At 30.1% G+C, this 13,307-nt stretch carries 11 protein-coding genes; 10 read left to right on the plus strand and 1 reads right to left on the minus strand.

The window, feature by feature from the left end:
* Positions 1 to 40: 40 nt before the first annotated feature.
* Positions 41 to 1,495 carry an alkaline phosphatase gene (locus N524_RS0105840; RefSeq protein WP_029055919.1) on the minus strand — a complete coding sequence of 485 codons (1,455 nt, stop codon included), beginning with the start codon at positions 1,493 to 1,495 and terminating at the stop codon, positions 41 to 43.
* Between the two features lie 265 nt (positions 1,496 to 1,760).
* On the opposite strand from N524_RS0105840, the gene N524_RS13560 reads away from it, so the two are divergent.
* The 10 genes from N524_RS13560 to N524_RS0105890 all read left to right on the plus strand — a co-directional run bounded on the left by N524_RS13560 (position 1,761) and on the right by N524_RS0105890 (position 13,300).
* Complete coding sequence (locus tag N524_RS13560) at positions 1,761 to 1,928, plus strand: hypothetical protein (protein ID WP_183998722.1); 168 nt, start codon at positions 1,761 to 1,763, stop codon at positions 1,926 to 1,928.
* A 21-nt stretch (positions 1,929 to 1,949) separates the two neighbouring features.
* Positions 1,950 to 2,615, plus strand: a complete 666-nt coding sequence (locus N524_RS0105850; protein WP_029055920.1) for a response regulator transcription factor — start codon at positions 1,950 to 1,952, stop codon at positions 2,613 to 2,615.
* A gap of 5 nt (positions 2,616 to 2,620) precedes the next feature.
* A complete protein-coding gene (locus N524_RS0105855) occupies positions 2,621 to 3,514 on the plus strand; it encodes a sensor histidine kinase (RefSeq protein WP_029055921.1) in 894 nt (297 codons plus the stop codon).
* Between the two features lie 106 nt (positions 3,515 to 3,620).
* Positions 3,621 to 4,373, plus strand: a complete 753-nt coding sequence (locus N524_RS0105860; RefSeq protein ID WP_029055922.1) for an ABC transporter ATP-binding protein — start codon at positions 3,621 to 3,623, stop codon at positions 4,371 to 4,373.
* 5 nt (positions 4,374 to 4,378) lie between these two features.
* Positions 4,379 to 6,385: an FtsX-like permease family protein gene (locus N524_RS0105865; RefSeq protein ID WP_029055923.1), complete on the plus strand. Its 2,007-nt coding sequence runs from the start codon at positions 4,379 to 4,381 to the stop codon at positions 6,383 to 6,385.
* A 122-nt stretch (positions 6,386 to 6,507) separates the two neighbouring features.
* Positions 6,508 to 7,302 (plus strand): DUF4064 domain-containing protein, encoded by a 795-nt coding sequence (locus N524_RS0105870; protein ID WP_029055924.1) that lies wholly within the window; start codon positions 6,508 to 6,510, stop codon positions 7,300 to 7,302.
* Positions 7,303 to 7,660: 358 nt separating this feature from the next.
* Positions 7,661 to 8,845: a 5,10-methylene-tetrahydrofolate dehydrogenase gene (locus N524_RS0105875; RefSeq protein WP_017636665.1), complete on the plus strand. Its 1,185-nt coding sequence runs from the start codon at positions 7,661 to 7,663 to the stop codon at positions 8,843 to 8,845.
* A complete protein-coding gene (locus N524_RS0105880) occupies positions 8,845 to 9,966 on the plus strand; it encodes a hypothetical protein (protein WP_029055925.1) in 1,122 nt (373 codons plus the stop codon). Before N524_RS0105875 ends, N524_RS0105880 begins: the two co-directional genes overlap by 1 nt.
* Before the next feature lie 177 nt (positions 9,967 to 10,143).
* The gene (locus N524_RS0105885) at positions 10,144 to 10,911 is read left to right on the plus strand and encodes a zinc-ribbon domain-containing protein (protein WP_026083450.1); all 768 of its coding nucleotides are present in this window, start codon (positions 10,144 to 10,146) and stop codon (positions 10,909 to 10,911) included.
* 523 nt (positions 10,912 to 11,434) lie between these two features.
* Complete coding sequence (locus N524_RS0105890; RefSeq protein ID WP_029055926.1) at positions 11,435 to 13,300, plus strand: assimilatory sulfite reductase (NADPH) flavoprotein subunit; 1,866 nt, start codon at positions 11,435 to 11,437, stop codon at positions 13,298 to 13,300.
* Positions 13,301 to 13,307: the final 7 nt, after the last annotated feature.

The raw sequence follows: 13,307 nt of genomic DNA on the forward strand, positions 1-13,307 counted from the left end.
TACTCATCCCGGATTTTTTTAAAATCATTTTTTAAAATCATTATTTGACGTCATTAGCGAAAAAGTCGAATATGTTTTTAGCACTATCAGTATTTTCTTTATTACCTGTGAATTTTTTAGAACCAGGACCATATGCATAAGTATTAACATCTTCACCAGTATGACCATATGTTGTCCAACCAGTATGAGATTCATCATTAATTGGTTTTTGGATTGCATCTTGAAGATGTGTTGTTTGTTCTTCTACTTTAGGATCTTCGTCATCTTTACTTTTTTTAGTTAATTTTTTAAGCTTTTTAGCTTCTTTTTTAACTTTATCCATTTGTTCTTTAGGGAAATCAATGCCATAGCCTTCTTTAATAACTTTTTCAGGATCTTTTCCTGATGCGATTTCTTTAGTCATATATGAGCCAGAATGTTTCATTTGATGTATGGCTTGAGGATTCCATTTATAATCTTTGCCTTTTGCAATTGTCATACCACCAGTAGAATGGTCAGCTGTAGCCACAACTAGTGTATCTTTATGATTTTTCGCATAATCAATAGCATTTGAAAATGCTTTATCAAAGCCTTGCATTTCAGACATGACACCTGTTACATCATTTGGATGAGCAGATTTATCAATAGAAGCACCTTCTACCATTAGGAAGAATCCTTTATCATTTTTTTCAAGTTTACTTAAAGCACTTTTTTCCATATCAACTAATAATGGGTTACTATTTGGCGCATCAATTTGAAGCGGCATATCTTCTTCTGAGAACAACCCTAATACTTGTTTTTTGCTAGATTGATTAAGCTCATTTTTGTTAGATACAACATCGTAGCCATCTTTTTTAAATTTTTCATCAAGATTGCCGTTCTCTTTGCCAAAGTATTTAGAGCCACCACCTAAAAGTACATCGACCTTATGTTTGCCATTAATTTTATCTTTATAAAATTGTTTAGCAATCTCGTCTTTTTTATCTCTTGAATCTACATGAGAAGCATAGGCAGCTGGTGTTGCGTCAGTGAGTTCAGCAGTTGATACTAATCCAGTTGATTTGCCTTTTTCTTTAGCGTCTTCTAAAACTGTTTTAACTTTTTTCTTATTTTCGTCCACACCAATGGCACCATTATACGTTTTATGACCAGAACTAAATGCAGTTGCTCCTGCAGCTGAGTCTGTCACGTTTTCTTTAGGATCGTTTGGATATGTACGATTCGTACCCTTTAAGTATTTATCAAAAGTGGTAGGATTCATAGATTTTGCAGATGGATCATTTTGGTAATAACGATAGGCCGTATTAAATGATGGACCCATACCATCACCCACTAAAAAGATGACATTTTTTGGATTTTTAGTATTACCGAAGGCTACTGCGTCATCTTTGTTTTTATCCTTACTTTTATCAGCATTTGTTTCTGAAGCTGAAGATATATTTGTCGTACTTAATAATGTTGCAGCGACTATGCTACCCGACAACAAATACTTACCAATATGTTTAAAAGATTTCATTAAAAAGCCTCCTAAAATATGTATATACTTATTACATTTTAATTATAAGAAAATAATTTTGACTGTTTATGATATTCATGTAAATAGATTGTAAATCTATAATAAATTTTAATTACATTAAGAAATGTAAAAGTAAATCACTCATAACAAATGTATTTTTTATAATAAAGATGTAAAATAGATAATAAATACAGTGTAGTAAGAGAAATTAAGGTGTGTATTTACCATCGTAACTTCTTAAGCTAATATGACTGAGGTGAAGAAAATGATATTTGTGATGTTATCCCCATTATTTATAGTAGGTTTTATTGCTTTAAGTATTTATGAAGAAAAAAGAAGGAAAAAGAACCAAGAAGCTAAAAACAATCAAAATGAAAATCATATTCAACATCAAACTGATGAAAAAGATAAACATCAAGATAAATCAATTTAGCGCAACGAAAGGTGTATCTTAATGAAGATTTTTATAGTAGAAGATGATTTTGTCATTGCAGAAAGTTTAGCTAATGAACTTAAAAATTGGAATTATGAGGTAAGTATAGCTAAACAATTCTCAAATATTTTAGATGACTTCATCACATATCAACCTGACTTAGTATTGTTAGATATTAATCTACCGACATTAAATGGATTTCATTGGTGCCAAGAAATAAGAAAGATTTCTAATGTGCCTATTATATTTATCAGTTCTCGAACGGATAATATGGATCAAATTATGGCTATCCAAATGGGTGGCGATGACTTCATAGAAAAGCCATTTAATTTATCATTAACGGTTGCTAAAGTCCAAGCTTTACTTCGTCGCACCTATGATTTAGCAGTTTCCAATGATGAATTAACTGTCAAAGGTTGTAAGTTAATTATTGATGAGGCCAAAATTATTTATAACGAAGAAGCAATACAATTATCTTTAACAGAACTTCAAATCATAAAGTTATTATTCCAAAATGAAGGGAAATTCGTTAAACGCAATGCTTTGATTGAAAAATGTTGGGAATCTGAAAATTATATAGATGATAATACATTAGCCGTTAATATGACGCGACTGCGCAAGAAATTAAATCAAATTGGTTTAAAAGACTTTATTGAAACGAAGAAAAATGTTGGATATAGGGTGTAAATAAAATGATGTTACCTTTTATAAAAACAATTAAAAATGAAGTTGCAATCGTCACATTAATATTATTATTATTTGCTGTGATCTTTTTTGTATTTTCACTTTCAATGAGTGCATTGCTGCTTGGTATTGCTATTGTTTTATTTATTATGCTGATTTATTGGTGGATTAGTTATTTAGGATTTCAAAAACAAGTTAATCTTAAACATAAAATAGAGGTACTTGAAGAAGAATTATTTGAAACAAAAAAACGACAAGCTGAATATCAAAAAGATATTGAAAGTTATTTTTTAACATGGGTACATCAAATTAAAACACCTATTACTGCCACCCAATTATTATTAGAACGTAATGAACATAATGTTGTTAATCAAGTAAGACAAGAAATAGTACAAATAGATAATTATACTAGTCTAGCATTAAGTTATTTGAAATTACTTAATGAAGCTTCTGATATGAGTATTTCAGAAGTAAAAATTGACGAGTTAATCAAGCCTTTAATTATGAAGTATCGTGTACATTTTATTGAACAAAATACTAAAATCCATTATCAATCAGTTGATGATAACGTATTAACCGATGCACAATGGGCATCTATATTAATAGAACAGTTGTTAAATAATGCATTAAAGTATGCACGTGGCAAAGATATTTGGATTAACTTTAACTCAGAAACAAAACAATTACATATCAAAGATAATGGTATAGGTATTAGCCAAGCAGATTTACCGAAAATCTTTGACAAAGGATATTCTGGATATAATGGGAGTCTTAATGAATCATCTAGTGGTATAGGTTTATTTATTGTTAAACACATATCTCAACATCTTAATTTAAACGTTGAAGTAGAATCAAAATTAAACAGTGGTACGCAATTTACGATTGATTTTCCAAGAGAATGATAACTTTCAAAATTGTAAGGTAACCAACAAAATTTGTAAGAAATTATAAATGTTGTTGGTTATTTTTTAATATAAAATAGGTAATGATTAGGAAAGGAGCGTCCATATGTTATTAGAAGTGAAGCAAGTTAAAAAAGTGTTTGGCAAGGGGCTAAATAGGACAGAAGCATTAAGTGATATGAATTTATTTGTTGATAAAGGTGAATTTGTAGCTATTATGGGAGAATCAGGTTCTGGAAAAACAACTTTACTTCAACTTATTGCGACGTTCGATCAATTTACAGAAGGAACGATTCAAATCAATGGTCAATCATTAGCATCACTGAAATCGAAAGATATCGCTTCATTTCGACGGGAACAATTAGGTTTTGTCTTTCAAGACTTTAATTTATTAGATTCAATGACTAACAAAGATAATATTTTAATGCCATTAGTTTTAGCTAATAAACCAGTTAAAGTTATGCAACAGCGTATTGATAACTTAGCTCAGCGTCTTAATATTAGTGATATATTAAATCAATTTCCTAACCAAATTTCTGGAGGACAAAAGCAACGAGTAGCTATAGCAAGAGCGCTTATTACACAACCCCAAATTTTATTAGCTGATGAGCCCACTGGTGCACTTGATTCGAAAAGTTCAAAACATTTAATGCAATTATTTCAACAAATTAATCAACAACAATTACAAACGATTTTGATGGTGACTCATTCTAATATTGATGCTTCATATGCGAATAGAGTCATATTTATAAAAGATGGACGTTTGTACCATGAAATTTATCGTGGAGAAGAAAGACAATCAGAATATCAAAAGCGAATTGCTGATAGTTTAGCTATCTTAAATAATGGGAGGGAGTAAATGAGATGCCCTTTTCGATGATTTGGACTATGGTTAAGCGTCATTTTGTAACACAACGACATATCATCTTACCATTTATTTTATCTTCAAGTATTATATTTGCTATAGAATACATATTATTATCTATTACGACTAATTCATATATACAACAACATCACCAAATGCTAGGTATGTTTGCAATTATTGGTAATGTATTCATGTCATTATTAGCTGTCATTTTTATCATTTATGCCAATCAATTTGTAATGAAACAACAACAAAAGACATTTTCACTGTATCTTATTTTAGGAATGGAAAAGAAACATATTAGAGTGATGTTACTTATTGAACATATAATAAAATACTGCCTTATAACGATAATTAGTATCGTGGGTGGATATTTATTTGGATCATTATTCTTTATGTTAATCAATAAAATTACGACAGGTCATCAAACTAGTTTACGTGCATATCCATTTGATGTTAAAGCAATGTGGATTACATTACTGTTGTTATTTATAGTGATGTTATTACTTTTTATGATTAATCAATTTAAAATCACGCTACAAAATCCTATGCAATTAATTAATAAAAAGGCTCATCACAAGCGACGTTTTAAAAAAGTGATCAATTATATACTTCTACTTGTAGGCATTATTCTTGTGGGCAATGGTTATAGAATTGCATTGCAGGACAATACGCCTGTTGAATCTTTTTTTGCATTGTTTATAGCTATATTTTTCGTATTTTCTGGTACTTATTTATTATTTGTTTCATTCAGTGTGCTCATAATAGAAAGATTACAAAAGTTGCCAAAGTATTATTATCAACCTAAGCATTTCTTTTTAATTTCTGGTCTAAGAACACGCATGAAATCTAATGCTATTGGTTTGGCGAGCATAGCACTACTTTGTACTTTCTTAATTGTTACTTTAGGGATGACAGTAACTACATATAGAGGTTTAGATAAAAATGTAAATGAAATGTGGAAAAATCAATACGTTACAAGTGTAGATGGCGACTTTCATCATAATCAACAAACGGCTAAAAAAGTAAAAAAAGTAATTAATGATATTAAACAGAAGACGAATGCCGATACGCCTAAAGTGTATACGCAATCATTGTTTAATGTATATTTGGATGCTAATTCAGAATATCAAAGATTATTAAAACCGAGTGAAACACCAAATAAATTTAATATTGATCCAGGGAGTAATAAAAATGTATTTATAACGGTTATGAATTTAAATGACTATAATCAATTTAATCGTCATCTCCATCTTAAAGATAATGAAGTTGGCGTAAACACTAATATGAATATTCTAGATGATTCTGACAAAATAGTCATACAAGGTAAACCTTACCATATAAAACGTGTCCATCAGACTAACGTTAATTCTCTAAGATTCAGTGAAAATATTAATTTGATAGTGAAAAATGATAGGGAATTAAATCAAATAGTTAACTACTATAACAAGTCGACATCACAATCGAACATGCATTTAACAAATACGACGATAGAGTTTAATGACTATGAGTTAAAAGGAAATGATTCACCGATAATACATGAGATTGAACGAAAACATGATATAGATATTAGTACTTATGAGCAATTTAAGAACGTTTGGTACAACATTAATGGAGGACTTATATTTGTTGGAAGTTTAGTATCATTAGTTCTATTTATTGGCATATTTTTAATTATTTATTACAAGCAAGTTTCTGAAGCACAAGAAGATGTTCAAAATTATCTTACTATGGAACATTTAGGTATTGATAATCAGAAAATCAAACACATATTGGATCAACAATTAATATGGTTATTTAGTATTCCTTTTATCGTAGCTATCATTCATACATTATTTGCTTCTAAAATTATATATGAAATTTTAGGTTTGTTTGGAGAAGTATACATAGGTATATATATTACAAGCTTTATAAGTATTGTTCTCATTGTAGGTATAATTTATTTTATTATGTATAAAATGACATCTTATTTATTTACAAAATTAGTAAAACAATTAAAGAAATAATACTTATTAAACATTGATATAATAGGGATAATTAAAATTTTATGAATTTAATTTAATAATTTAAGCATATATTAATATTCATTTGGGTAATGATTAAGAAATAGAGAAAGAGGTGTAAATTGATGAAAAGAACAATTGAACGCATCCTTGCTTGGTTAGGGATCATTACTCAATTATTTGTAATATTAATTTTAGGGGTAGCATCATTATTTGGTGGAAGAAGTGAAGTGCAAAGTGAAATAAAAAGACAAGCGAAAGAACAAGCAGCTTCTAATCCGGCCGTAGACTCAACATCACACATGTCTGAATTATTACCTTCAATCTTTAAAGTAGGTCTAATATACGGTTTAGTTATTTTTGTAATTGCAATAATTGCAACGTTATTAATAAAAAAACATGCAAAATTAGCAGGTATCTTATTATTAATTGCAGGAGTCCTATCATTAGTGATGAACTGGATAGCAGCATTATTCTGGATAATTGCTGGTATTATGTTATTAGTTAGAAAAAACAAACAAGTAGACAATCATAATGATGACAAGCATAGAAATAATGAACATCATACTAATGATCAACATAACGATAATCAACGTCATCATGAAACTGATGAAAAAAGAAATGACCGTGTAGTAGATAATCATAATGATTATGACAATCAACGTAAAGAAGACAATGTTCATAGAGAACATCGTGAAGATATAGATAATCATTTAAAAGATGATAAACAAAGAGATAACAATGTAGACAATCATCGTGATTCATATGAAGAAGAACATAGAGAAGATGATCACTTTAATGAACATAATCATCACGAAGAATTAAGTCGTCAAAAAGATAAATTAAAAAAAGACGATTCTAACAAAGATGATTTCACTGACGAAGTAACACGTCGTTTTAACGATAATAAAGAGAAATAATTAAAGTAATATCTATAAAAAGTAAATAGGCTTATTTTTAATTCAACACCTTGAAAGGAAATCAATTGAGTTCCTTTCAAGGTGTTTTGTGTTTGAGATTAAACTTATTTATTTTAGACTATTATTTGCTAAAAAAAGTAAATGTATAAAAAGATTGTTTGTAAATGTTAATAAATACAGTTATTATGTATTATTGTCTGCTAATTCTTTTTAAAAGGTTTAAAAAGGAAAAGTTAGGTAATAATAAGATTTGCATATCATTATATTTATATATACTAAAATAGTTTCTGCTATTTTTATTAATAATAGGTAATTAGACCAAAGTTTCAAAAATTATATAAAGAAAGGAGGTATGACGATGTATACAGTAGGTTTAGTACCATCTCCAGGCGTAGCGCACGAGCATGTGACAAAAATCATTCCTAAAGTAAAACGCTTATTATCACAACGAATTAACGATGATAGTCAGTGGAACTTTGATGTAAAAGAAGATTTAATCATTGGATCTGCGGAAGATGTACACGAAAGTGTTGATAAAGCTGAACAAATTAAAAATGAAAAAAATTGGGATTTTGCAATATGTGTGACGGATCTTCCAAGTATTTCAGGAAAAAGAGTTGTAGTGAGTGATTTTGATAATGACAAACAAGTTGCAATGTTGTCATTACCCTCATTAGGAGCAATTGATTTAAAACGAAAGTTAATCAGTAGTATCACAACTATGATTGAACAACTTTATTATAATGAACCCTTAAAGAAACCTAGTACACACCCCCTCATACATTTACGTTCTGTTGAACCTGCAGAAGATGAATCCGCTAAAAGACGCTATATCAATACATTAATGTTAATAAGTTGGATTCAGTTAATATGTGGCTTAACACGAGCAAATAAGCCGTGGAAGAATGTATTTAACTTTAAAAAAATTATTTCTGTAGCCTTTGCGACTGGAACATATGTCTCAATTTTTTCAATGCCATGGGAACTCAGTGTTATTTATTCACCATTAAGATTTATTATCTTAATGATTATATCAATAGTTGGGATGGCAGGTTGGCTTTTTTACGCCCATAGATTAATTGAAAGAAAAACAGCTAAATCTCAAAGGACTTATAGATGGATATATAATGCGACTACAATGTTGACACTTGTTGTCATTACTCTTATTAACTATTTTGTATTATATATACTGTTAACTATAAGTATTACCTTATTCGTACCAGTAAGTTTATTTAATAGTTGGACAAGTGCACAAGCTGAATTTACATTTATGAATTACGTTAGATTAATTTGGTTTGTTTCCTCACTTGGTTTATTAGCTGGTGCAATGGGATCTACAGTTGAAAATGAAGAAAAAATCCGTAAGATTACTTATTCATATCGTCAGTACCAACGTTATAAAGAAGCTCAAGAAGAACAACAAGAGGAAGAACAGCAACATGATCCATCACATCAAGAAGTGGAACAGCAATCTTCAAGTGATGATCGTAATGATGATTTAAACAAAGGCAAGAAACAAGAGCACAGAGAGGAGGGACGCTAATGTCGCAACGAAAAATGATTGGTTTAGTAGTAGCACCTGGTGTTACAGAAGCACTTGCAGAAAAAATAATGGAAGATGTTCCTGATATTTTATCTGAACAAAATGAAAATCAATATGAATGGGAAATTGACTTAGTTGTCGATCCTCTGACTGGTTATGCTGAAAATGTAGAAGATATATTTAGTAAAGTTCAAGAGTATCACGATGAACGTGAGTGGGATTACGTTCTTGCAATTACAGATTTACCTATTTTTCATCAACATCGTGTGATAGCTGTAGATATTAATATGAAAAATGGTGCTGCTATCTTTTCTTATCCTGCATTTGGTTGGAGACCAGTTAAAAAGCGTTTTAAAAGTGCGATTTTAACAATTATCAATGAAGTGCATCATGCTGAACAAGATCATCGTGACTATGATGAAAATAACAATATTGAACAAAGTATAAAGCAACAGTTTCCTTTATCTAAAATCGATAAAACGCAAGTATATTTAGAAAATACAGAGACTCATCATACACGATATTTATCAAGCTCTAGAACAAGAGGTATGTTTAGGTTAGTTAGCGGCATGACATTTGCGAACAATCCACTCAATATGATGGCTAGTTTAAGTAATATTGTAGCTATCGCTTTTACTACAGGCGCCTTTGGTTTAATATTTACTACCATGTGGCAGATGGCTGACAATTTCTCAATGTGGCGATTATTTGGTATCTCTATTATTGCAATATTAGGTATGTTGCTATGGATTATGGTGTCACATGATCTGTGGGAATCTTCAAAGCACAGCAAAAATAAAAGAATCACCTTATTATATAATTTAACAACTGTTATGACATTGTTTATTGCAATTATCATATATTATATTATTCTCTATTTAATGTTTTTATTCGCAGAATTAGTTCTTTTACCAGCAGATTTCTTAGGAAAACAAATTAGTCTTAAAGGTCCAGCTGGCCCTGATTTATATTTAAGCATTCCTTGGTTTGCAGCATCTATTTCCACAGTAGCAGGTGCTATTGGTGCTGGATTACTCGATGAAAAATTAATAAAAGAAAGTACGTATGGTTATCGACAACGCATTCGATATGAAGACACACATCAAGACCAGGATTCATAAAAAGTATCGCCCTTTTTGGAGCGGTATTTTTTTATTAATTGATAGGATTAAAACAATTAATTTTAAAAATGTAAAAGAAAAGATAGTCATTTTACATAAATTAATTTAAAATATTGTATAACAATATTTTTAAAACTATAAACTGTGAACGATTATTGAGAGAAGGGAACGATGAAAATGAAATATTGTCCCAATTGTGGAAATGAATTAAAGTCTGGGCAAGCATTTTGTAATAAATGTGGGAAGTCTTTAAATAATCAGGATAAAGCAACTTCATCGGCATCACAAAATGAACAAACTAATCAACAGTATCCAGATCGTAATCAATATAACCCTCAACAAAATAAAAAGACTAAAAAACCGATATGGATCGTGATTTTATCAATTATCTTTATTCTATTGATAGCAGCATTGTTATATGGCGCTTATTATTTTTATAACAATGTAATCAATAATAGTTCTGACGATAATCAAACTACAGAGACAAATAAAAAATCTAAAGATACTAGTAAATCAAATGATAACGCATCAAATGATAAAAAAGGTTCAGAAAAAGCACCAACGATTGATGTATTTAGTAGTAACTTCGATCAAGGTTATATGAAATCTGCTTCTACTGATGGTTACAAAGGCATTTATGAAGATATGACGAGAAAAGAAGTTGAAAGTAAATTTGGCAAGCCTACAGGCAAAGTTGATGGGGGCCAAACATATTATGAAAAATATGGTGATTTAGCCGTGTTATATTCTGGTGATAAAGTTGATCGAGTGGGTGTAGCACCTTCGAATGTATCAGAAGATGATTTTACAGACGTATATAATGAGCCAGATGAACGTAAAGGCGATGAATTGATTTACGATAGTAATAAAGATAATGATTTCTCAGTCGTTGTGCATAGTAAAAAAGGCAAAATCACTTTAATTGAAAATATGGATCAATTGTAATTGGATAAATAATCAGTTAAATCTGGTTGAATCAGACTGTCGACAAAGTATATGACTTTGTGGGCAGTTTTTTTATTCGTGATTTCTTAGGAAATCTTTTAGTTTGGTATTTTACACAGCTATATCTTTCAAAATATCAAGGTGATAATACTGTTTTTATGCGAGTTAACGCATAATTGATAACAATAAAGGTATTATTTCCTGAGAAATGTTAAGTAAGATACTGTTTATAAACCACTTATCTTTAAATTTGAAATCAAATCGTATCAAATGGTACTAAAAAAGAGATGTAATTACACTATCATTTACTGTTTTAACGTTTTGGTACATAATGAAAGTAATCGAATCCGACTTAAAAATTAATATGTATAATAGAATTTTAAGATGATTAGCTATTAGTATTTGAACGCTTACAGATTGAACGTTTAAATTTAAAATTAATAAAAAATATAGAACGACAAATCATTTCATATATAAAGTACGGATTTAAAGAATTTAGTATTGAAGATAAGAGGTGGAAACAGTGAAGATTAACATCACAAATAGTCCTTTCAATGAGGAACAAGCAGAACAACTTAATGAATTACTTCAAACACTATCACCCGAACAAAAAATGTGGTTAAGTGGATACATTTTAGCTAGTGAACAAGTGTCAAATAATGAAAAAGAATCAACTTCCACGTTGAACTCAAGTGATTCAGTACAAAGTAACCAACAGACTGAAGCGCTACTAGCTGAAAAGGAACCAGAAGTTACTCCAGAATCGCGAACAATTACCATTTTATATGGTTCTGAAACAGGAAATGCACAAAGTTTGGCTGAAATATTTGAAGAAAGACTTGTGAACCTAGGAAACGATGTCACATTAAAATCAATGGAAGATTTCAATACTTCTGATCTTAAGAAAGTAGAAGACTTATTTATTATTACCTCAACATATGGCGAAGGTGACCCACCAGACAATGCATTTGAATTTCACGAAGCGTTACATAGACGCGAAGCACCAAAATTAGATGGTGTAAGATTTTCAGTATTAGCTTTAGGTGATCAAACCTATGAATATTTCTGTCAAGCTGGTAAAGATTTTGACATTAGATTAGATGAATTAGGTGCTGAACGTATCTATGACCGTATAGATTGTGATGTAGATTATGAAGAAGACGCTGAAAAATGGATGGCCAATGTGATTAATTCAATTGGTTCTAAACCTGAAGATACAGAGAGTGAACAGGTGGTAAGTGAGTCTATAAAATTAGCAAAAGAAAGAAAATATTCTAAATCAAATCCTTATGAAGCGGAAGTATTAGAAAATATTAATTTAAATGGTGAAGGATCAAATAAAGAAACACGTCATGTTGAATTACTATTAGATAATTTTGGTGAAGACTTTGAACCAGGGGATTGTATTGTTGTGTTACCACAAAACGATCCAGCTATAGTAGAGTTATTAATCAGTACATTAGGTTGGGATTATGAAGACCAAGTACTTATCAATGATGATGGAGATACACTTAACTTAGAAGAAGCATTATCATCCTACTTTGAAATTACGAAACTAACAAAGCCATTGTTAGAAAATGCTGCTGTGTTATTTGATAATGATGATTTAAAAGAGAGAGTTCAAGATAAAGAATGGATTCAAAATTATATTGATGGTCGAGATCTTATCGATTTATTAAATGATTTTGATACAACAGAATTACAACCAGATAACCTATTCCAATTATTGAGAAAATTACCGCCTAGAGAGTATTCAATTTCAAGTAGTTATAAAGCGATACCTGATGAAGTACATATTACGGTCGGTGCAGTTAGATATCAATCACATGGTCGTAATAGAAAAGGTGTATGCTCTGTAGAATTTGCAGAACGCCTTCAACCGGGTGATACAGTACCAATTTATTTAAAACGTAATCCGAATTTTAAATTCCCTCAAGATAGTGATATTCCAGTTATCATGATTGGACCAGGAACAGGCATTGCACCATTTAGAAGTTATATGCAAGAAAGAGAAGAACTTGGATTAAAAGGAAATACATGGCTATTCTTCGGTGAACAACATTTTGAAACGGATTTTCTATACCAGGAAGATTGGCAAGAGTGGTTGGATAAAGGTTATCTAACTCAACTAGATGTTGCTTTTTCTAGAGATACTGAACACAAAGTGTACGTACAACATCGTATTTTAGAAAATAGTGAGCAATTTAATGAATGGATTCAAAACGGAGCGGCTATTTACATTTGTGGAGACGAAAAACAAATGGCTAAAGATGTACATCAAACAATTAAAGAAGTATTGATAAAAGAACAAAATTTATCTGAAACAGAAGCTGAAGATTATCTAAAACAAATGAAAAAAGAAAATAGATATCAAAGAGATGTCTATTAAAATAGAA

It is taken from the genome of Staphylococcus sp. URHA0057 (assembly GCF_000620265.1).
Classification (GTDB): Bacteria; Bacillota; Bacilli; order Staphylococcales; family Staphylococcaceae; genus Staphylococcus; species Staphylococcus pasteuri.

Coding starts and splice junctions, on each gene's coding strand:
- N524_RS0105870 (WP_029055924.1), top strand. CDS start 6,508: ATGAAAAGAACAATTGAACGCATCCTTGCTTGGTTAGGGATCATTACT.
- N524_RS0105850 (WP_029055920.1), top strand. CDS start 1,950: ATGAAGATTTTTATAGTAGAAGATGATTTTGTCATTGCAGAAAGTTTA.
- N524_RS0105885 (WP_026083450.1), top strand. CDS start 10,144: ATGAAATATTGTCCCAATTGTGGAAATGAATTAAAGTCTGGGCAAGCA.
- N524_RS0105855 (WP_029055921.1), top strand. CDS start 2,621: ATGATGTTACCTTTTATAAAAACAATTAAAAATGAAGTTGCAATCGTC.
- N524_RS13560 (WP_183998722.1), top strand. CDS start 1,761: ATGATATTTGTGATGTTATCCCCATTATTTATAGTAGGTTTTATTGCT.
- N524_RS0105860 (WP_029055922.1), top strand. CDS start 3,621: ATGTTATTAGAAGTGAAGCAAGTTAAAAAAGTGTTTGGCAAGGGGCTA.
- N524_RS0105840 (WP_029055919.1), bottom strand. CDS start 1,495: ATGAAATCTTTTAAACATATTGGTAAGTATTTGTTGTCGGGTAGCATA.
- N524_RS0105865 (WP_029055923.1), top strand. CDS start 4,379: ATGCCCTTTTCGATGATTTGGACTATGGTTAAGCGTCATTTTGTAACA.
- N524_RS0105875 (WP_017636665.1), top strand. CDS start 7,661: ATGTATACAGTAGGTTTAGTACCATCTCCAGGCGTAGCGCACGAGCAT.
- N524_RS0105880 (WP_029055925.1), top strand. CDS start 8,845: ATGTCGCAACGAAAAATGATTGGTTTAGTAGTAGCACCTGGTGTTACA.